Raw genomic sequence first — 20,154 nt, 5'->3', positions numbered from 1 at the left:
CCATATCACCCTCAGGGCAATATGACGCCAACTCAAACGTTCACATGACAGTGACCGCCAGCCCTTACCCCAGCTGCTGGCGCAGCATGTATTTTTGTACCTTGCCGGTAGAGGTTTTCGGCAGCGGGGTGAAGATGATCCGCTTGGGGGCCTTGAAGTGAGCCATCTGCTCACGGCAAAACGCAATCAGCTCGGCCTGGCCCAGCTCCCTGCCCTCCTTGAGTTTCACGAAGGCGCAGGGCACCTCCCCCCACTTCTCGTCCGGCATGGCGATCACCGCCACCTCGTCCACATCGGGATGGCGATAGAGCACGTCCTCCACCTCCAGGCTGGAGATGTTCTCCCCGCCCGAAATGATGATGTCCTTGGATCTGTCCTTGATCTCCACATAACCGTCCGGATGCCAGACCGCCAGATCGCCGCTACGAAACCAGCCCTCCGCCATCGCCTCGGCGCTGGCATCCGGGTTCTTGAGATAGCCCTTCATCACCAGGTTGCCGCGCAGCACTATCTCCCCCAGGGTCTTGCCATCCTGGGGCACAGGCTCGCCGCTAACCGGGTTGATGACCCGCATCTCCCCCTGCAGCGGGGATGCCACCCCCTGGCGCGCCTTGAGGCGGGAGAGCGCAGTGGCATCCTGCCCCCGCCAGCTTCGCTGGGGTTCACACAGCACGCAGGGACCATAGGTTTCGGTGAGGCCATAGACATGGGTCACGGCTATCCCCATCGCCTCCATGCCGGCGATCACGGTCGCGGGCGGCGCCGCCCCCGCCGTCATCACCTTGATGGGGTGATTGAGCCCATATTTAAGCGCAGGGTCGGCGTTGTTGAGCATGTTGAGGACGATGGGCGCGGCGCAGAAGTGGCTCGCCTTGTGCTCGCGCAGCGCATCAAAGATGGCCCCCGCCTGCACATGGCGCAGGCAGACACTCACCCCGGCGGTGGCCGCCAGGGTCCAGGGGAAGCACCAGCCGTTGCAGTGAAACATCGGCAGGGTCCAGAGATAGACGCTGTGCTTGGGCAGCTCCCAGGAGAGCACATTGTTGATTGCATTCAGGTGGGCACCGCGGTGGTGATAGACCACCCCCTTGGGGTTGCCCGTGGTACCCGAGGTGTAGTTCAGGGAAATCGCCTGCCACTCGTCATCCGGCAGCCAACCGGGCTCCTCCCCGTTTCCCTGGGCAAGAAACTGTTCATAGTCGAGCTCGGTTATCAGCTCCCCCTCCCGATAGAGGGGATCGTCGATGGCGATGAGCAGTGGCTGCGTCTTGACAAGGGCTAGCGCCTTGCGCACCAGGGCGCCAAACTCCCTGTCCACCAGCACCACTCTGCTCTGGGCATGCTGGAAGATGAAGGCCATGGACTCGGCATCGAGCCGGGTATTGAGCGTGTTGAGCACGGCGCCGCTCATGGACACCCCGAAGTGGGCTTCGAACATCGCCGGGGTATTGGGGGCGACGATGGAGACTGTATCCCCCTCACCTATGCCATGCCGACGCAGGGCCGAGGCGAGCTGGCGGCAGCGCCGCTCGGTCTGGGCCCAGTTTTGACGCAAAGCCCCATGGATCAGCGCCGGGTAGTCGGGGTAAACCCGCGCCGCCCGGGCCAGGAAGCTGATGGGGGTCAGCGCCTCAAAATTGGCGGGGCTTTTATCAAGGCCGGCCTCGTAGATGTTCTGCTCTGTCATCGGGTTCCTTCCTCGCAGGTGGCACAAAGCGGCTGGATCGAATTGGGTGGGAGATCTCGCCGGCATCATGCCCTTGCGCAGATCTCTTATGGGGCTGACAGCCTAGCAGCAGGGCCATGGCGGCAGGTATTAGCAAAACGTCTTAGGCGATGGCGCTGCCTGAGTTTTCACCCTGTCAGGCCTGTCATGATGCCGGGCATTGCCAGCCTTGAATAATATGTATCCATTATCAAACCGGCATGGGCTGCCATGCATTATTTACATGTTTATTTGCAGCCAATGGCATTGTTGCCAATTATATCCACCAAATGAATCGAGATAATTATTGAATATAATAACTCCGTATGGGCATGGCATTGCAATTCACGACAATTTCATCAGCCAATATATTCTGTGAGCCAGCCCATAAAGCGAGCGGCGCTTCGTATTCATCCCGACACCAGCAGGTTATGGTTACATGGTGAAACAATCTACCGCATACCCAATATCAGGCCAGACTTCTCGCCAACGAGTGCGCCATTACCAGTAGACCTGCGCACACCTGCCCATGACGAAGGAACCCTGTCGACCCGATATTCCGCCGAGCCCGAACCTGCTTTATCGAGGAGCATTTATGTGTGCCGAGCCGAATACCCAGCCACGCAGACAATTTCCCACTGCCTTTACCATTTTGTTTCTTATTATGTTGCTGGCTATTGCCCTGACCTGGATCATTCCGGCAGGGGCCTATTCCAAGCTCTCCTATAACCCGGCCAACGACACTCTGATGGTCAATAGCCCGCAGGGAGAAATAAGCCGGGTGCCCGCTACCCAGGCCGAGCTTGAAAAACTCAATATCAATATCGGGGTGGAACAGTTCACCAGCGGCACCATCCGCAAGCCCATCGCCATTCCCGGCACCTATGAGCGGCTGGCGCAGGCCCCCAAGGGACTCGCCGACGTGGCGGTCAGCATGGTCAAGGGCACCATAGAGGGGGCTGACATCATAGTCTTCATCCTGGTGCTGGGCGGGCTCATCGGCGTCATCAACAAGACCGGCGCCTTCAGCGCAGGCCTGGTGGCGCTGTCGCGCAAGACCCGGGGCAACGAATTCATGTTCGTGGCGCTGGTTTGCGTCGTCATGGCGCTGGGGGGCACCACCTGCGGGCTGGAGGAAGAGGCGGTCGCCTTCTACCCCATACTGGTACCCATCTTTCTGGCGCTCGGCTATGACGCCATCGTCTGCGTGGGTGCCATCTTCCTCGCCGCCTCCATGGGCACCACTTTCTCCACCATCAACCCCTTCTCTGTGGTGATCGCCTCCAACGCCGCCGGCATTCCCTTCACCGAGGGGCTGATCTTTCGCGCCGTCGGCTGTCTGGTGGGCACCCTGGTGGTCATTGGCTATCTCCACTGGTACTGCAAGAAGATCAAGGCCAACCCGGCTTTCTCCTACACCTATGAGGACAGAGACAGCTTCCGCGCCCGTTTTCTCAAAGAGGGCGCTCTGGATGAAGGGATCCCCTTCACCCTGCGCCGCAAGATCATTCTGACCCTGTTCATCCTCGCCTTTCCGCTCATGGTGTGGGGCGTCTCCATGGCCGGCTGGTGGTTCCCGCAGATGGCGGCCTCCTTCCTCGCCGTCGCCATCATCATCATGTTTATCTCGGGACTGAAGGAGAAAGAGGCGGTCGAGGCCTTCACTCAGGGCGCCTCCGAACTGGTGGCGGTGTCGCTGATTATCGGGCTGGCACGCGGGGTCAATCTGGTGCTGGATCAGGGGATGATCTCGGACACCATACTGGCTTACGCCTCCGATCTGGTCTCCGGCATGCACGGCGCCGTGTTTGCAGTGGCCCAGATGCTGGTGTTCACCCTGCTGGGGCTGGTGGTGCCCTCCTCCTCGGGGCTGGCGGTGCTCTCCATGCCCATCATGGCGCCGCTGGCGGATACAGTGATGATCCCCCGCTACATAGTGGTGTCGGCCTACAACTGGGGGCAATACGCCATGCTGTTCCTGGCCCCCACCGGGCTGGTGCTGGTCACCCTGCAGATGCTCGGCATCCAGTTCAACCAGTGGGTCAGGTTCGTACTGCCCATGGTGGGCTTCGTGCTGGGCTTTGGCGCCCTGATGCTGGTGGTGCAGGTGATGATGATCTGAGGCGGACCTCACCAGAGAGCGCCCGGCCCACAGTGGCGGGCGATCTCTATGCGGCCAGGCTCCAGCGGCTCGGAGAAACGCCCTCTCACTCGCGCATCAATGGCGCACCCTGCCCTGTTGGCGAAAACAGTAGAGCTTGAGGCTGATGTCGACTATGTCGGCGGGCAGCTCCTGCGCTACTTCGGAGAGGGGTTGATAAAGGGATGCCAACAGCAATTGAGCCTGCTGCTGGGTGATAATCCGGGCCTGTACGGCCGGCTGTATCCATCTTGGCAACATCGACATAAGTCCCCCTTGCCGATTGTCTCTTTCATTCGCTACGCGATGACGACGGTGTCACTTCATCACCGTCCTTTCACTCTCTTGCCAAAAGACCAAGCATAATGCTTGCCGTGATCTCTTATCGGCAAGGGGAGCGCTTTATCACAGCGATTTATCAAGCAGTTGCCGCGCAAATTGGTGCACGCGGACAAGCCGCTCAAGCCCGCGTCAGGGGACAGGCGCGGCAGTGGCTTGACGCAAAATGGATAAAAAGAGCCCATATGAATCGCAAAATGCAACGTCGCCACCCGATCCAGAGCAACATGCCCACGTCCCAGCCAGACCTCCACGGCCTTTGTCGCTAAAGCCCGACACCTTTTTGACGAGGGACTTTTCGGTGCAGTCAGAGGCTGTCGTGCCTGAGCGGTGCGCGCCTTGTTCATCCCCTGGGTTGTGCCAAGATCGCGGCAAGCAACAGCCGCATCAGGTGATGCATTTCAGGAGAACGCAAAATGAACAAATCCATGTTGGCAGGTGTCGGGATCGGTGTGGCCTCTGCGCTGGCATTGTCGGCCGCAGCCAGCGGATCCCTGTTTTCATCCAAGCCCCAATTTGCCGAGGTACTGGCCAGCAAGCCGGTGACCGAGACCATCAAGACACCCCGTCAGGAGTGCCACAACGTCACTGTGACCCACCGCAAACCCGTGCAGGATGAGAACAAGATCCTGGGTACAGTGGTTGGCGCCGCGCTCGGGGGCGTGCTTGGCAACCAGTTTGGCGGTGGCAGTGGCAAGAAGGTAGCCACAGCCGCGGGGGCCGTGGCCGGTGGTTACGCAGGCAATCAGGTGCAGGGCAATATGCAGGCGGGTGATACCTACACCACCACGCAGCAGCGCTGCAAGACGGTGCAGGATAGCAGTACCCGTACTCTTGGCTACGACGTCACCTACCGCCTCGCCGGTCAGGAAGGGGTCATCCGCATGGACAAGGCCCCCGGCGCCACCATACCGGTCAAGGATGGCAAGCTGGTGATCGACAGCACTCAAGGCTGATCCTTACCCAACAGGCTCCTGCGCCAAACGAAGGCCCATCATAGCGATGGGCCTTTTTATTGCGCACGCTCCTGCGCTGCTCACCAGCAAGGCATCGGACACGCCAGCAGCCTGAATTCAGAGGGTGGCAACTGCCGGCAAGGATCGTCTTGCACGCATCCTTGCCAGTCAAAAGGCCAGCAAAAAGGGGCCCGCAGGCCCCTTGCTCATCCTTTTTCAATCAATGGCGACCAAACGGCCACCAGGACTTGTCGTTGTCCTTGATATCGACCAGGGTCTCCTGCACTGCGCCCGGTTTGCCCCCCTGCACCTGCCGCAGACTCACCTTGAACTGCTCTGTGGACTCGACAAACCAGTCATCCAGGATCAGCACCTTGATGGACTTGTTGCCCCCCTCACCGGCGGCCCAGCTCACCGACTGGCTGAACCAGGGCAGGAAATCCAGTCCCCAGCGCGCCGTGATCCCCTCAAGGCCCAACTGGGCACGGGCCGGCTTGCTCAGATCGCCGCTGCGCACCACTGGGATTTCGGCAAACCACTGCCCCTCGTTCACCGTCATGCTGGCGCGGGCCAGCGCAATGGTGGACGGCGCCAACTTGTCCTTGATGGTCACCAGGGTCTGGCGCTGCTCACCCAGCGCAGCGCCGCTCGCATCGAACAATTCCAGGGTGAAGGTCTCATCCCCCTCGCGCAGGGTGTCGCTCTTCACCGGAATAGTGATGGTCTGGCTGTCACTCTGGCCGGCTGCCCAATTCAGGGTGCCGGTCAGTGGCGCCACATCATTGGCATCGGCGCTGCCAAAGACGATGCGGTAGTGCACGCTGGCCTCGCCATGGCTGCCATCGCGGCGGCTGACGGTGAGGCTCAGGGCGCTGCCCTCCTCCACGCTGGCGGCTGCGCTGTCCAGACTGATCACCCCGGCAGGCGGCAGCGGATACTGGATAGCCACCAGCACGGGATCGTGATCCGAGGCGCTGAAGGGGCCGTCCGATTTGGCCAGCTGGCCTGTGTACTTGCTGCCGTACTCAAAGAAGTTGCTCTCGGCGGAGTTGATGTGCCAATCCTCGATACCGATCACCTTGCCTGCCAGGCTGGGGTTGGCCAGGGCGTGATCCAGATTGCCAAGCTCACCTTCATAGCTGTAGGAGTAGGTGTCGGTACCATGGAAGCGGGTATTGAGGTTCACAAAACCATACCCCTTGCCAAGGGCGCTGCCGCTCTCTTCGAAAGGCTGGCCCGCCAGCGTGGTGAAGGAGGCACTCATGATCTGGCGCGGCTGGGCCGCCGGATCATAGCTGGTCAGCACCCGGATGGGGTCCTCCATGCCATAGGCGTTCAGGTCGCCGATGATCAGCAGATCCCCACTCATGTCCTTGAGGCTCTCCCCCAACACCTTGGCGGCGGAGACCCGCAGCGCGTTGCAGTGGCCCTGACCATCCAGCGGATCGGCGCTGGCGTAGTCGGGGTAATCCTCAAAGCAGGCGGACCCCTTGGACTTGAGGTGGTTGACCACCAGCGTCAGGGGCGCATCCCCCTTGGGCGAGCTGAATTGCTGCAACAGGGATTCGCGCATGCCCTGATTGATGGCAACCGGCTTGCCGCTGGCGTCCACCGCCTCGGCCTGCTGCACCGGCAGCACTATGAGGCTGGCGGCACCTTGCGGCGTCACGCTGGCGGGCCGGTAGATGAGTCCCACCGTAATGGCATCGGTACCTATGGGCTGGCCATCGGGCGAGGCAATCCAGCGGTAGTGATCCGCTTCATCCGGCTGTGCGGCGTTGAGGGCCTCGACCAGATTGGCGATGGCGGAGTTGTCGCCGTAGCCGTTGTTCTCTATCTCCATCAGTCCCACCACATCGGCATTGAGGCGGGTGATGGCGCTGACGATCTTGGTGCGCTGCTTCTCGAACTCACCCACTGTCAGGGCGCCACGATTGGTCCCTGTGGGGTTGGCATCCCCGCCCACCACTGTGGTGAAGAAGTTGAGCACGTTGAAGCTGGCGACCCGCAGATCCCCCGCCTCAGCGAGTTCGGGGGTCTCTACCCTGTCCCAGCCGCTGTGGTCTATGTCACTGCTGTCGATGCGGTTGCTCGCCACCAGCCGGAACAGGTTGTAGGAGTAACCCAACGCCCCCTCCAGCCCATTGAGTTTGTCGCCAATGCGCAGGTAGCCATCTTCGGCATTGAAGGCGGGATACCAGGGCAGCACCCCATCCGGCGCCTTGGCGTCCGTCTCCACCACCAGCTGGTTTTGCTGGTTGCGCAGGGCCCACTGGCTCGCCTCCTCGCTCAGGGCGGCAAACTTCTGGGTCGACTTGATGAGGGGGGCGCCATAAGAGAGCACCAGGTTGTTGCGCTTGCCGTCGTAATCGAAACTGAAGTTGCGGGTCACCACCAGGCTGGACTCGGGTACCAGCCGCACCTGCATCCCCTCGTGGCGCTCCAGCAGCTGGTTCAGGGTCTCACCCGCCACCGGCACCAGATCCACCGCCGGCAGCAAAGCCACCATGGGCTGGGTCACCACCAGTTCATCGGCATTGATCTGGGTCTGGTTGAAGTACTCCTTCACCTTGCCCGAGACGCACACCTCGGCGCCCGGTACTATGGCGCTGTTGGCCTGGGTGCTGTAGACGAAGAGGCCGTCAGAGCTGGCCGGGTCCCCGTCCCCTTGCGGGTCCTGGATGAAGAAGCCCTTGTAGAGGCCGCTTACCACCTGAGTGACAACACCACGGGTGGCATGGGCCTGCTCGGATTCAAACTTGCCGGCCGGCACCAACGGGCTGCTGCTGCCGGTGCCCTGAATGGCGGGCACGGGTATCAGCTGATCAACCGGGCAGACGAAGGCCGGGGGCAGAGTGCCATCGCAGGGGCCATCGCCACTGCAACCCAGGCCACTGGCGTCATCCTTAGGGGCAGCCACGTATTCAAGCGCCGGATTGAAGGGGCCAGCAGCATCAGTCCGGCCCTGATTGACAGTGGCTTTGCGACGCAGTGTCATGTCCAGGGTCGAGACGCTGCCGGAGACCCAAGCCGTGCCCGGATCCACCCCCACTTGCCCGAAGCTGTCCACTATCTCGCTGCCGCGATAGAGCACCAGAGCATCGTCACCGTTGAACACCAGGTTGCTGCTGGTCTGATTGGCCTTGGCCAGGATCTCGGCGTTGGCGGAAGGATTGGCCAGCACCAGGCTGGCGCCCGGGGCCAGGGTGCCTTGCAGCGCCAGGCTATTGGTGGGGGCATCGGTGAGAGGTTTGCCGTTGGCATAGAGCGCCAGCCGGTATTGAGAGAGGTCGACGGGCGTCGCGCCCAGATTGCTCAGCTCCACCGCCTTGTTGTTACTGGATCCTTCCAGATATTCGCTGATCAGCAGTTGTGCCTGTACCTGTCCTGACAGCGCCAGCCCGACCGCGAGCGCCACCAGAGAGTGTCTTCCTGACATAGCCAATGTTCCTTTTCTTATTAGCAGATATGTTATTGGCGCCCCGCGTTATGCGGGCCGCAGCACCTTATTGCACGTATAAAAACAACGGATATAGGCCCTTGGCCAAATATCGCGCCTACTCTGCCCGTTTGGCCGCACCACCGCCGCGAGCTGGCTAACAATTACAGAAAATTGTTGCGAACTGGTGACGGGAAATAATGGGATAAAAAGGATAATCGGATCATCTGACTGCCATCGCACAAGTTGTGGCATTTGCTGCCGTCAATATCTCGTTGCGGCGCAGAACATGGCGACACAGGCTGACATAAGAAGCAAAAACAGCAGCTTGAAGACAGGGTGCCATCACGGCTTTCATACCCTCGCGCCGGGGATCACCCGGGAGCGAACAGGGAAATCTGGCAGGAAATAGCAACCACCATGACAAAAACACGGCTATGCAGAGGCTCATGACCGCATCTGATATATAGGCTGCTTGCCGAGGGAAAATATCGCTCTATTAATGATGAACAGATTTATAGCCCCCCCCCTCCTCGACCCACACCTATGCCCTCCTCCTTTGATTGCAGAACGGAAGATCCACCATGCTGCGTCCTTATCAACACTCGCCAAAACGGGAAAAGGGCTGGTTCGAACCAGCTGAAAATGGCTGACAATATGATCTAACCAGAGAAGAAGAGAGCCTATTGAAACAGTATTTTATCCTGGCGGACACAGCCCTCATAAAAAGAGGACCGACCATGCAAAAGCCCATTGCTTTTTGAATTGTGAATAGCAATAGTTCTCACTTCTTTTTGTGGTGTTCACCCCCTCCGAGGTTATCAAAGATGTTTCGTCACCCCATGGCAAAGCTGCTTCTGCTTGGTCAGCTCACCCTGATGAGCTGGATGGTACAAGCAACCGCCCCCGTTGAAGTGGAAGATGTGATGGGCCGCAAGGTCTCCCTTAACTTGCCCGCCAGCCGCATCGTGCTCGGTTTCTATCCCGAGGATTACCTGGCCGTGGCCGGAGAAGGTGGTGCCGATCGCTTGGTGGGCATGTCTCGTGGCTGGTTCGTCAAGTCCCGTCCCGCCATCTGGTCCCTCTATGTCACCAGCCTGCCGCAACTGGCCCAGGTGCCCGACCTTGGCAACGTGCAGGATCAGAGCTTCTCCATCGAGAAGACCCTGGCCGTCAGGCCTGATGTTGTGATCCTGGCCCAGTGGCAATACGAGGCCCTGGCCCCTGATCTGCCGCGCCTCGAGCAGGCGGGGATCCCAGTGGTGGTGGTCGACTACAACGCCCAGACCCTTTCACGCCACATGGCAAGCACCCTGCTGCTTGGCAAGGTGACCGGCCAGGAGGCCCGCGCCCGCAAGATGGCCGACGAGTACAAGGCCAAGATTGAGACCATCACCTCCCGCATCACCAAGGCGAAACGCCAGCCACCCCGTGTTTACATCGAGCTGGGTGACAAGGGACCGGTCGAGTACAGTTACACCTATGGCAAGGACATGTGGGGCGCCATGGCCCTGCTGGCCGGGGGTGACAACGTCGCGGCCCCCTTTGTCGAACGCTGGGGCCCCATCCACCCGGAGCAACTGCTGGCGAGCAAACCCGAGGTCATTCTGATGGCAGGCTACGAGAGCGTGAGCAGCGAGCAGGCCATGCAGGTCGGTCAGGATATTTCGGCCCAGACAGTGCGTGCCCGCCTGCAGGGATTTGCCGCCCGCCCGGGCTGGCGCGATCTGCCTGCCATACAACAGGGCCGTCTCTATGCGGTCTATCACGGCGCCACCCGCAGCATCATGGATGCCGCCCTCATCGAGTTCATGGCCAAGGCGTTCTACCCCGACTTGTTCGAAGATCTCGACCCCCTGGCCACCTATCAGGGCTTCTACCACGCCTATCTGCCCATTCGCCCGCAGGGCACTTTTATGCTGGGTATCAAGTAATGGCAGGTTGAACCTGACGGGCCGGACTTTCCCAACCCGAGTCGGGGAAGTCCCTCTTCGTCATCCCTCTTTAACCCTTGCGGGCGCTCCCTGAGAGCGCCCGCTTCAGGATTGTTATCATGAATGATTTGGCTGCCCTGCAGCAGACACTCACCCGTCAGCGGCAACGAGAGCGCCGTCGCTGGCACTGGCTGGCGCTGCTCGCCCTGGTACTGTGCATTACCCTGGTGCTCGACATCGCCACCGGTCCTTCCTTGCTGCCCCTTGGTGAGGTGATCGATGCCCTGCTCTCTCCCGCCCAGGCGGACTCCATGACCCGCACCATCGTCTTTGATATGCGCCTGCCCATCGCCCTGATGGCCCTGGTGGTCGGCGCCTCGCTCGGGCTTGGCGGCGTCCAGATGCAGACCCTGCTGGACAACCCCCTGGCCAGCCCCTACACGTTAGGGCTCGCGGCCGCGGCCGGGCTTGGCGCGGCACTGGCGCTCTATACCGGCGGTCTCGGGCTCCCTCCCTTGATTGCCATTCCGGCCGGGGCCTTCATTCTGTGCATGTTTGCCGCCAGCCTCTTGTTTGGCCTCGCCATGATGCGCAACATCAGCAGCCAGACCCTGATCCTGGCGGGTATAGCCCTGCTGTTCCTGTTCCAGTCCCTGCTCTCCCTGCTGCAGTTTCTCTCCTCCCCCGAGCTCAACCAGCAGATCATGTTCTGGCTGTTTGGCAGCCTGATGCGCACCACCTGGGATGCCCTGATCATCACGGCCAGCGTCACCCTGATCTGCACCCTGCTCATCTACCGGGATGCCTGGGCCCTCACCAGCCTGCGCCTCGGGGAGGCCAGGGCACGGAGCCTGGGGGTCAACGTGGACAGGCTGCGCATGAAGACCCTGATCCTGGTCGCCCTGCTCACCGCCACCGCCACCAGCTTCGTCGGCGTCATCGGCTTCGTCGGACTGGTGGCCCCCCACATAGCCCGCATGCTGGTGGGGGAAGATCAGCGCTTCCTGATCCCGCTATCGGCCCTGTGCGGCGCCTGCATGCTATCGGCAGCCTCGGTGCTCTCCAAATCCATCGTACCCGGCTCCCTCTTTCCCATCGGCATCGTCACCGCCCTGATTGGCGTGCCCTTCTTCATCTGGCTGATCCTCGGCAAGGGGCGTAAACGTGCTTGAAATATCCCGACTCTCCCTCTCCCTTGGGCAGCAAACCCTGCTGCGGGATCTGAGCCTGACTCTGCACCCGGGGCAGGTTCATGTGATCATCGGCCCGAACGGGACCGGCAAAACTTCCCTGATGCGCGCTCTCTTTGGGGAACTGACCCCAGCCGGCGGCGACATCCGCCTGGGGGGCCAGAGCGCCCGCCAGATGACACAGGCCAAATGGCGCCAGCAATTTGGTTACATGCCCCAGAACATCCAGCTGGAGCTGGACTTGAGCGTCATCGAGGTGGTGGTACTGGGACGCCTCGACAGCCTCTCCATGCGGCTGGCGGACGAGGACATACTGGCGGCCGGCCGCGCCCTGCAGGCCCTTGGCATCGCCCATCTGGCGGATCGCCCTCTTTACTCCTTAAGCGGCGGCCAGCGGCAGATGGTGCTGTTTGCCCAGGTACTGCTGCGGGATCCCCGCATCATGATGCTGGACGAGCCGGTCAGCGCCCTTGACCTTCATCACCAGATGCAACTGATGGAGCACCTGTGCCAGCAGACCCGGGAGCAGCAGTGGATCACCCTGGTGGTGCTGCACGATCTCAACCTGGCGGCCCAGTTTGCCGATCAGCTTATCGTGCTGGCGGATGGCGACTTGCAAGCCTTCGGCCCACCGGCCCGGGTGCTCGATGCGGCCTTGATTGAGCGGCTTTATCAGGTGCCGGTGCAGATAAGCCACGATCAGAGCGGCATCCCCTTCCTTCGTACCCTGCGCAGGCAATCATGACGCGATCGACCATGATACCGCCTGCGGCATGCTGGCAACTGCCCGTAACCGGCGCTTGGGTGAACAGCGCATGAGCCGCACCTCCTACTGGCGGGACTGGCAGGGCATGAGTCCGGCCGCCCGCCTGCTCATCATCAATGGCCTGGCGTTCAATCTCGGCTTCTACATGATGATGCCCTTCCTGGCCCAGCACATGGGCAGCGGGCTTGGCCTCGCTGGCTGGGCCTGTGGCCTGGTCATGGGGATGCGGGTATTCAGCCAGCAGGGTCTGTTTCTGCTGGGGGGGACCCTCGGGGATCGTATCGGCTATCACACCGCCATCGTCTGGGGTTGCCTGGTGCGATCATTAGGCTTCCTGCTGCTGGGCTGGGCCGAGTCCCTGCCCATACTGCTGCTGGCGGCCGCCCTCACCGGCTTTGCCGGGGCCCTCTTCACCCCCTGCGCCCAGGCCTATCTGGCCAGCGAATGCAGCACCCCGAGCCAGCGCCAGCGCGCTTTTGCCCTGCACAATCTGGCCAGCCAGGCGGGCATGCTGCTCGGCCCCCTGGTCGGCCTGACCTTGACCCAGCAGAGCTATGCCCTGACCGGGCTCTTGGCGGCGAGCCTGTTTGCTCTGTTGGGGATGCTGCAGTATCGGGTGCTGCCCAAGCGCCCGGTGGATAACCAGACCCCGCACGGCGCCATTTTTCGCCAATGGCGGGACATCCTACGCCAGCGCCCCTTTATGCGGTTCACTCTGCTGGCGGGCAGCTATCAGATCCTGTTCCATCAGCTCTATCTTGCCCTGCCCGCCCATATCCAGAGCCTGCCGGACGCCACTCACCTGCTCGGCGGCGTCTTCACCCTCTCGGCGGTGATCGGCGTCATGCTCCAGCTGCCAGCATCTCGCTTGGTGGAGCGCCACCTTGGTGTGCCGCTGGCCATGGGGCTGGGTATCGGACTGATGGGGCTGAGCTATCTGGCCCTGCCTCTGCTGGCCCCCTGGCCGACGGTGGGGGTATTGGCGCAGGTAGCCCTGCTCTCGCTCGGCTCCATTCTCTGCTTCCCGCTCTTTGCCGCCCAGTTGCCCCGCTACGCGCCCCCCGACCAGCTCGCCAGCTACTACGGCTTCTATGCCAGTGCGGGTGGCTGCATGGCGCTCTTTGGCAACCTGCTGATCGGTTTTATGCTGGGGGATGCGGGGACCCGTCCCGCCACCGCCATCTGGCTCTTGCTGGCATTGACGGGGGTGCTGGCAGGATTCGGACTCAACTCTCAGTTGCACTCCGGCAAGCATGGCTGCTCGCCTCTGCCCGAATGACAGAGGTGGTAGATACTGCGGGCCATGTTAACGACTGGTGTTCAACTGTTCAGATGCAACGCCAGCCAGACTGCCAGGGGGATCACCACCACCGAGAGTGCATTGCCGCCGAGCACTATGCTGGCCACTTTTTCCGGCTGGCACTGGTACTGCTCGCACAGCATGTAATTCAACACCGCCGGGGGCAGCGCCACCGACAGCATCAGCAAGGGTAACCACTCCGCCTGTAGCGGCAACAACCAAACCACCAGCCCGAATGACAAACCGCCAGCCAGCAGGTAAAGCAGGTTGCATTTGAGTGCCAGGCCAAGGTGGTCCAGCTCCCCCTCCATCAGCCGAACACCTAAGGCAAACAGCATCAGCGGCACCGAGATCTGGCCTAGCAGAGTCGCGCTGGTCACCAGGTATTCCGGCAACGGTATCTGCAAGTTGGCCACCAGCAAACCGGCGAAGGCCGCCCACAGCACAGGGCTGCGCAGCCAGAGCCAGCGGGAAGTGTTGGCCGAGAGGATAAACATGCCCACCGAGAAGTGAAGCAGGTTGGAGAGCACGAACAATATGATGATGGCGCCGAGCTGCTGCTCGCCAAAGGCCAGCACCATCAGCGGAATGCCGAGGTTGCCTGTGTTTCGAAACATGGCGGGCAGGATCAGTGCCGGCCTGCTGATCTCCTTTAACCTGAGCAGGGAGAGCAAGAGTCCGGGCAACAGGATCACCAGTACCCCCGCCGCGATCAGTGGCAGATGGGCCATCAAGGCCAGCGGATATTTGACCAGCGCCGAAAACACCAGCGCCGGTGTGAACAACTCTATATTGGCCCGATTGACGTAACCCAGGGCCCCGCCCGGTCGCAACCGACCATAGAGGGCACCGAGCCCCACCACGGCAAACACCGGTATGACAATATTGAGCAGCGCACTGAACATGAGCGGGTCCGTTTACAATTCGCGGGCGGGTGGCCCCATCAGCAGTATGGGGTCCAGCGTCACTTCCAGCTCGCCGTTGCTGACCCAGAGCTGACAGTCGGAGATGGTGCAGGTGAGGTGCATGGTGCGCGCCACCATGGCGGTGAGCGGCAGTGTCTGTGTGTCGGAAAGCTCGATCACTGTGAGGTTTTCGTGCTGGCTGAGCTTGCCCTGATTCTGCTTCCACCAGACGCTGGTGCCACGGCCCCCGTAGAGGTAGAGCACGACGTGACGGGAGCGGTTGCATGCTTTTTTCAGGCGACGCTCGTCCGGCTGACCCAGCTCAATCCAGAGCTCAATCTCATCGGAATAGTTCTTGCGCCACAGCTCGGGCTCGTCATCGGCAGAGAGACCCTTGGTGAACTCCAGACGCTCGGCAGCATGCCAGGCGAAGGCCGCCAGCCGGATCATCATGCGCTCATCGGTCTCTGAGGGATGACGGGCCAGTGTCAGGGAGACGTCCTGATACTGGTGGCGGTCCATGTCGGACAGGCTGAGTTGAGCCTTGAATACGGTTGCCTTGAGAGCCATAGAAAATCTTGGATACCTTGAAGTGGTCAATCCGGACCGGATCAAACCAGAGTGGAAAAACTGCGCGCCAGTGTAATCAAAATCCGCGCCAGGTTCGACCACCTTGGCCATGCATTTGGCCGATATTCCGCGGTTCACTGCCGAAAAAGCGTTAAAAAACAGCAACCGGCCCATGGCATTCGTACAACCTTGCCAGATGGCAGGCTGAGCCGTCTGGCAAGGGGAAACCCCTTGAAAAACAAATGCCAGTCCGAAGACTGGCATTTGGCGGTATGAACGAAAGAAGCGGATCACTTCTCGGCGGACTTGACCCCGAAGGCATTGAGCAGCAAGCAGCAGGTCACTGCCACTGCCACAAACCCGCTCAGGAAGATAAAGGGCATGGCCCCGTATCCCAATACAGTCCAGATGGTTTGTTCAAGCAGACTCATTGTGTGTCCTTCATCCAGTGAAATGGGTGTCCCTTTCGTGACGGAGTTATCTCCCCGTTCCTGATAATGCTATTTGAACCCAACAGTTGCCTGAGTCCTATGCCACCAAAGTAATAAATAGGGGGCAAGTTTGCGCTGGATCAATTATTTGGCCCTTGCCCAAGGGAAATATGGTCACAATTCCATCCATTGTCAGCGTGCGCCCCCATACCAGAGCAGGAAAAGTGGGAAAAAGGGCTCCGGCAGCAGGCGTTCGGATCAAACATCTGCCGTGAAGATCACCTTGGATCACTGGATTCACTGCCAGTTTGTACTCCTGGGAGTGGAGGAACGTGCCAGAAATCATCTCGAAAATGGGCCTTTCTCGACAGCAATACACCGACAGAAACCGGGCAGTATTGACCTATTTTACCGCTGACACTCACACTTTTATGTAACAAGAGCTTGGCCCAGACGGCAACCTTGTGGCACTCTGGGACGTCAATGGACAGACTCACAGACACCTCGGGTGTCACCACTGCAAAAGGAGCAACACAGATGGCCAAAGCCAGCAAGAAAGATATCAAGAAGAAAATCGCCGCTCGCCTCGAGAAAATTGCCAAGCACGAAGGCAAGATCAAGAAGCTGAAAAAAGCCCTGAAATAAGGGTCGGCACGATAAAAAAACCGCCTGATTGTTATCTGGCGGTTTTTTTATTTCCGCGTCATAACTGTGCCGCACCCGATGGCCATGCCTGCCAGCAGGGGGACGTCACCAATACCTCTTGCTCCAGCCACAAGTGGCTTTCAATCAGATGCATAAATACCGCGGCCAGCACTTGGTCTGGCTGAGCCATCGCAAGACTGCCGCGCCAGGGTGTCTTTCCCCTGCTGCCCTTTTGGCCTTCCAGCCGACGCGTCAGAGGGCGAGCATAGTGGTGGACGTACTCCATCAGATTGCAAGGCAACCAGAGTGCCAGGGGACGGTTGACCGCATTGGCCAGTTCGGCGGCAATATCCAGGCCCCGCTGATCCAGATCGCCAAAGTGAGCCCAGGGAATGGTCGAAGGCAGCAGCGGGAGCAGTTGCCTTGCCAAAGACGTGTTACGGCCAGGCACATAGATGAGTAACTCCCCGGCTTGCAGCGGGTAATCCACGAAAGCCCCCTTGTTCTCCACTGTCACTATCTGCCGCCCTTGCCACGCTATGCCCTGCAGCCTGGACAAGCAGCGCTCCGGCAAGGCCAGCTCCCCCAAAAGGATCATCAGCGGCGTCATGTCCTGCGGTTGGCCGTGCAGATCGATGAGTGACAGCGGGGTCAGGGTGCGCATGCGGATCACCTCATCCTGCGTCAGCAAAATCTCGATGGGCACCTGGTCGGGAACCGTGTCACTGCGCGGGTGTTTGCTATCCCCGTGCCAGAGGGCATTAAAACTGGCCTGATTGAGGAGTGACGGCAGCGTCAACCCGAGGGCCTGCACGCTGTCGTGTTTGTCCAGCGTTTGTGGCATCGCTTGCGCCAGCTGCCTGGTGAGATAGTCAATGCCCGGGTCAGTCAGGATATAGCGGGCGCTGAGCCCGAGCGGTTTAACACCGCCGACCGCCTGCAACAGGGTCAGCAAGGCGCGGCCATGCTGACTATCGAATGAGCACCCCCTCTCGTTTTGCTTGTCCAGCAAGCGGGCACAAAGATCCTGTACCCGGCCCTCATCAAACAGTGACATCACGGCTCCTTGTTACGCGTCATATGAGAAATTAGAGGTGATTTCACTGTCCATTACCGTGATCGGTTTCGCACATGAGCAATGGTCATGCGCAATGGTCATGAGCAATGGTAGTGGCGCCGTATCGCACACCTACTTGGGACAGCAAGACAGGCCAGGTTGACCAGAGCCGACCACAGAGTAACTGGCAAACCCGAGGCAAACACGGCAAGCTGGATGTGTCTGTGTTGGCCAGACGCGTGCCTCTGTGGGGATGCATGCCTTGCTGACACCCTATTCCCGAGGGCACCCCATGAACCAGTCGACAGAAAAGCAGCCGGTTTCATCCTGGCATGTGTCGGACATCCGCGAGCTGGCCAGATTGCTCACACAAGCTCTGCCCGCCGCCATACAGATCACGGAGGCTGTCCACCAGGCGGTATTGAGTGGCATGGGCATAAAGGGCAAGGGTGAGGGGAAAACCCGGGGCATTACTGGTTTTGTCTACCGGGGGATCCACAGGGCGGCCGACCAGCTCGGCAGTGGCATCAATGCCGTACTCGCCCGCGTGCCAGTGCCGCTCGCTCAGGAAGCCATCCCCGAAACCCCCAAACGCGCCGCCCTGCTCGCCACCCTCAACGGCGTGATGGGAGACAAGCTGGTCGCCAGCCACAATGCCCTCGCCACCCCCATGACACTGCACTATCAGGGGGCGCCCCTGAACTGGCACGCCATGCCCCCTGAACTTGCGGGTCAAAGCCGGGTGCTGCTGATGGTGCATGGCCTGTGCATGAATGATCTGCAGTGGCAAACCCAAACCAAGGGGAAGGACAAAGAGCAGACGCTCAACCATGGGGAGATACTGGCCAGCACCCTGGGTTATGTACCCGTCTATCTGCGCTACAACTCAGGGCTGCCGATTTCGCAAAACGGGCGGGAACTGGCGAGCCAGCTGGCGCAGCTGGTGACTCACTGGCCCGGCCACATCAGCGAGATAAGCGTGCTGGCCTACAGCATGGGCGGGCTGGTTATCCGTAGCGCCTGTCACTATGCCAGTCAGAGCGAGGCAAGCTGGCCTGACGTCCTGAAAAACCTGGTGTTTCTGGGGACCCCCCATCATGGGGCCCCCCTTGAACACGCGGGTCACTGGCTGGAACAACTGCTGCCTGCCACCACCTACACTGAGCCGTTTGTCAAGCTGGCACGGCTGCGCAGTGCGGGTATCAAGGATCTGCGCCACGGCACCCTGCTCGACGACCAAGACCATACCCTCGATACAGCGTCAACGGATCCGCGCCCGCCTTTGCCCCTGCCAGCAGGCGTCGCCTGCTTTGCGATAGCCGCCACGACGGCAGCCAAACGCAATCTGTTGGCAGATAGATTGATTGGCGATGGCCTGGTCCCCCTGCGCAGTGCCCTTGGGCAGCACAAGGAAGCCCGCCACCAGCTGGCATTTCCGTCATCCCACTGCTGGATTGCCTATCGCACCAGCCATATGGCCCTGCTCGGCAGCCCCCAGGTAACTCGTCAGCTGCTGCACTGGCTCACGTCTCTTCACCAACAAGCAGGGGATGGCTGCCCGTCAGAGGAAAATGCACAAGCAGTTCCCCTTGCTCAATAAGCTGACATCCGCCCCCCATAATGAAAAATCCGCCAGCTGGCGGATTGTCCATTGCGTGTCGGTCACATCAAGCGGGCACGGCCGAAGACCCTGATTGAGCTGCCGGGTTCGGCCGGGATCTCGGCGTGCAGGTGTGACGCCATGCCCATATCCTCTCCCTGAAAGAGGTCTATGATGCCGCCATGGGGCCAATGGATATCACGCAGATAACCGGCAAAGGCAGCCGTCGCCGCGCCGGTGGCTGGATCTTCATAGACGCCGCCATAAGCAAAGGGATTACGGGTGTGAAACAGCTGCTCACGGGCAGCATGGGCCAACAGTATGGTCACCAGCCCTTCCCTTCGCATCAAGGTGCGCCCCTGCTCCAGCTCATACTCCATGGCCGCAAGGGCGGCACGGCTGTTCAGGGCCAGCACCAGATGATCGGCGCCGCCATGAATGAGCGCGGGGGGAATACGGGGATCCAGATCCGCGGGCGTGTAACCGAAGAGATCCAGTGCGGCGGCCACCAGTTCGGCCGGGGCCGGTTTGCTGTGAGTCGGCGGCGATTGCAGGGCGGCCTGCCAGTGCCCTTCCCCATCCAGCCAGCCCGATACCTTGATCACCGCCTGATTGAGGTGCAATCCATACTCCCCTTCCCCAAAGCACCGCGCCAATGCCACGCCAAGGGCTATGGTGGCATGGCCACAGAATGGCACCTCGGCCTCGGGAGAAAAATACCGTACCCGCCATTCCCACAGCTCGGCGGTTGGCTCAACTGCCTGTGCGCCTTGGGGCAAGGGCGTTGACATGGGCGCGGCGAAAGCGGTTTCCGAAAATCCCACTTCGGCGGCAATATGCTGCATCTCGTGTGCGCCGGGCAAGCTGGCGCCAATCCAGACACCGGCAGGGTTGCCCCCTTGCAGCCCATCAGAAAAGGCGGCGATACGCACCAACTCGGGCTCCAACGGGGAGGCTAGCTCCTTCATGATCACTCCTTGTTCTCATGCTGCTTGTTTACATAGTGACGGCTTCATACTGGCTGCTTTCATGCCGAAAGGTCAGCACCCATGCTTGACCATTTACGCAGCCCCAAGACAGAGCCTCTTGCAAACCTGACCAACGACCCCATTCACAAGAGAAACACGCCAAGCTTACCCGTTAAATTAAATGGCGGACAGGTGTCGCTTGGGCGCCG

Annotated in this window: 15 protein-coding genes; 7 read left to right on the top strand and 8 right to left on the bottom strand. The window is 60.5% G+C overall.

Annotation, left to right across the window (positions count from 1 at the left end; genetic code table 11):
• Window positions 1–64: 64 nt before the first annotated feature.
• Window positions 65–1,687 carry an acyl-CoA synthetase gene (locus AACX78_RS12105; RefSeq protein ID WP_159166345.1) on the bottom strand — a complete coding sequence of 541 codons (1,623 nt, stop codon included), beginning with the start codon at window positions 1,685–1,687 and terminating at the stop codon, window positions 65–67.
• A 613-nt stretch (window positions 1,688–2,300) separates the two neighbouring features.
• Between AACX78_RS12105 and AACX78_RS12100 the strand changes: the two genes are divergently transcribed.
• Window positions 2,301–3,827: a YfcC family protein gene (locus tag AACX78_RS12100; protein ID WP_159166344.1), complete on the top strand. Its 1,527-nt coding sequence runs from the start codon at window positions 2,301–2,303 to the stop codon at window positions 3,825–3,827.
• Between the two features lie 96 nt (window positions 3,828–3,923).
• Here the strand turns inward: AACX78_RS12100 and AACX78_RS12095 are convergent, their stop codons facing one another.
• Complete coding sequence (locus tag AACX78_RS12095) at window positions 3,924–4,112, bottom strand: hypothetical protein (protein ID WP_034523758.1); 189 nt, start codon at window positions 4,110–4,112, stop codon at window positions 3,924–3,926.
• A 488-nt stretch (window positions 4,113–4,600) separates the two neighbouring features.
• Between AACX78_RS12095 and AACX78_RS12090 the strand changes: the two genes are divergently transcribed.
• A complete protein-coding gene (locus tag AACX78_RS12090; protein WP_159166343.1) occupies window positions 4,601–5,140 on the top strand; it encodes a glycine zipper 2TM domain-containing protein in 540 nt (179 codons plus the stop codon).
• A gap of 220 nt (window positions 5,141–5,360) precedes the next feature.
• Here AACX78_RS12090 and AACX78_RS12085 read toward each other — a convergent pair whose 3' ends face one another.
• Window positions 5,361–8,579 (bottom strand): ExeM/NucH family extracellular endonuclease, encoded by a 3,219-nt coding sequence (locus AACX78_RS12085; protein ID WP_159166342.1) that lies wholly within the window; start codon window positions 8,577–8,579, stop codon window positions 5,361–5,363.
• Between the two features lie 842 nt (window positions 8,580–9,421).
• On the opposite strand from AACX78_RS12085, the gene AACX78_RS12080 reads away from it, so the two are divergent.
• The 4 genes from AACX78_RS12080 (at window position 9,422) to AACX78_RS12065 (ending at window position 13,748) form a co-directional block, all read left to right on the top strand.
• Window positions 9,422–10,513, top strand: a complete 1,092-nt coding sequence (locus tag AACX78_RS12080; RefSeq protein WP_236556328.1) for an ABC transporter substrate-binding protein — start codon at window positions 9,422–9,424, stop codon at window positions 10,511–10,513.
• A gap of 119 nt (window positions 10,514–10,632) precedes the next feature.
• Window positions 10,633–11,685, top strand: a complete 1,053-nt coding sequence (locus AACX78_RS12075) for a FecCD family ABC transporter permease (RefSeq protein ID WP_159166340.1) — start codon at window positions 10,633–10,635, stop codon at window positions 11,683–11,685.
• Window positions 11,678–12,448, top strand: coding sequence for an ABC transporter ATP-binding protein (locus AACX78_RS12070; RefSeq protein WP_159166339.1), 771 nt, complete (start codon window positions 11,678–11,680; stop codon window positions 12,446–12,448). Before AACX78_RS12075 ends, AACX78_RS12070 begins: the two co-directional genes overlap by 8 nt.
• A gap of 28 nt (window positions 12,449–12,476) precedes the next feature.
• Window positions 12,477–13,748 (top strand): MFS transporter, encoded by a 1,272-nt coding sequence (locus AACX78_RS12065; RefSeq protein ID WP_236556327.1) that lies wholly within the window; start codon window positions 12,477–12,479, stop codon window positions 13,746–13,748.
• 41 nt (window positions 13,749–13,789) lie between these two features.
• Here AACX78_RS12065 and AACX78_RS12060 read toward each other — a convergent pair whose 3' ends face one another.
• The 4 genes from AACX78_RS12060 to AACX78_RS12045 all read right to left on the bottom strand — a co-directional run bounded on the left by AACX78_RS12060 (window position 13,790) and on the right by AACX78_RS12045 (window position 17,377).
• Window positions 13,790–14,674, bottom strand: coding sequence for an AEC family transporter (locus tag AACX78_RS12060; protein WP_159166338.1), 885 nt, complete (start codon window positions 14,672–14,674; stop codon window positions 13,790–13,792).
• 12 nt (window positions 14,675–14,686) lie between these two features.
• A complete protein-coding gene (locus tag AACX78_RS12055) occupies window positions 14,687–15,244 on the bottom strand; it encodes a YaeQ family protein (protein WP_201302842.1) in 558 nt (185 codons plus the stop codon).
• 290 nt (window positions 15,245–15,534) lie between these two features.
• Window positions 15,535–15,675, bottom strand: coding sequence for a TIGR02808 family protein (locus AACX78_RS12050; protein WP_005301193.1), 141 nt, complete (start codon window positions 15,673–15,675; stop codon window positions 15,535–15,537).
• A 703-nt stretch (window positions 15,676–16,378) separates the two neighbouring features.
• On the bottom strand, window positions 16,379–17,377 hold the full coding sequence (locus tag AACX78_RS12045; RefSeq protein ID WP_159166336.1) for a Wadjet anti-phage system protein JetD domain-containing protein: 999 nt from the start codon (window positions 17,375–17,377) through the stop codon (window positions 16,379–16,381).
• A gap of 292 nt (window positions 17,378–17,669) precedes the next feature.
• On the opposite strand from AACX78_RS12045, the gene AACX78_RS12040 reads away from it, so the two are divergent.
• On the top strand, window positions 17,670–18,977 hold the full coding sequence (locus AACX78_RS12040; protein WP_159166335.1) for a lipase family alpha/beta hydrolase: 1,308 nt from the start codon (window positions 17,670–17,672) through the stop codon (window positions 18,975–18,977).
• A gap of 62 nt (window positions 18,978–19,039) precedes the next feature.
• On the opposite strand, the gene AACX78_RS12035 is transcribed toward AACX78_RS12040, so the two are convergent.
• A complete protein-coding gene (locus AACX78_RS12035; RefSeq protein ID WP_159166334.1) occupies window positions 19,040–19,945 on the bottom strand; it encodes a PhzF family phenazine biosynthesis protein in 906 nt (301 codons plus the stop codon).
• Window positions 19,946–20,154 lie beyond the last annotated feature (209 nt).

Origin of the sequence: Aeromonas sp. 9A (genome assembly GCF_963900955.1) — a bacterium.
GTDB lineage: Bacteria > Pseudomonadota > Gammaproteobacteria > Enterobacterales > Aeromonadaceae > Aeromonas > Aeromonas salmonicida.
Note: the sequence above shows the minus strand (reverse complement) of the source record. Positions and strands in the feature narration are given on the sequence as shown.

What these genes read in the sequence shown, in the direction of transcription:
- AACX78_RS12065 (WP_236556327.1), top strand. Translation starts at nt 12,477, where the DNA reads ATGCTGGCAACTGCCCGTAACCGGCGCTTGGGTGAACAGCGCATGAGC.
- AACX78_RS12055 (WP_201302842.1), bottom strand. Translation starts at nt 15,244, where the DNA reads ATGGCTCTCAAGGCAACCGTATTCAAGGCTCAACTCAGCCTGTCCGAC.
- AACX78_RS12040 (WP_159166335.1), top strand. Translation starts at nt 17,670, where the DNA reads ATGAACCAGTCGACAGAAAAGCAGCCGGTTTCATCCTGGCATGTGTCG.
- AACX78_RS12045 (WP_159166336.1), bottom strand. Translation starts at nt 17,377, where the DNA reads ATGTCACTGTTTGATGAGGGCCGGGTACAGGATCTTTGTGCCCGCTTG.
- AACX78_RS12060 (WP_159166338.1), bottom strand. Translation starts at nt 14,674, where the DNA reads ATGTTCAGTGCGCTGCTCAATATTGTCATACCGGTGTTTGCCGTGGTG.
- AACX78_RS12035 (WP_159166334.1), bottom strand. Translation starts at nt 19,945, where the DNA reads ATGAAGGAGCTAGCCTCCCCGTTGGAGCCCGAGTTGGTGCGTATCGCC.
- AACX78_RS12085 (WP_159166342.1), bottom strand. Translation starts at nt 8,579, where the DNA reads ATGTCAGGAAGACACTCTCTGGTGGCGCTCGCGGTCGGGCTGGCGCTG.
- AACX78_RS12080 (WP_236556328.1), top strand. Translation starts at nt 9,422, where the DNA reads ATGGCAAAGCTGCTTCTGCTTGGTCAGCTCACCCTGATGAGCTGGATG.
- AACX78_RS12105 (WP_159166345.1), bottom strand. Translation starts at nt 1,687, where the DNA reads ATGACAGAGCAGAACATCTACGAGGCCGGCCTTGATAAAAGCCCCGCC.
- AACX78_RS12050 (WP_005301193.1), bottom strand. Translation starts at nt 15,675, where the DNA reads ATGAGTCTGCTTGAACAAACCATCTGGACTGTATTGGGATACGGGGCC.
- AACX78_RS12090 (WP_159166343.1), top strand. Translation starts at nt 4,601, where the DNA reads ATGAACAAATCCATGTTGGCAGGTGTCGGGATCGGTGTGGCCTCTGCG.
- AACX78_RS12100 (WP_159166344.1), top strand. Translation starts at nt 2,301, where the DNA reads ATGTGTGCCGAGCCGAATACCCAGCCACGCAGACAATTTCCCACTGCC.
- AACX78_RS12075 (WP_159166340.1), top strand. Translation starts at nt 10,633, where the DNA reads ATGAATGATTTGGCTGCCCTGCAGCAGACACTCACCCGTCAGCGGCAA.
- AACX78_RS12095 (WP_034523758.1), bottom strand. Translation starts at nt 4,112, where the DNA reads ATGTCGATGTTGCCAAGATGGATACAGCCGGCCGTACAGGCCCGGATT.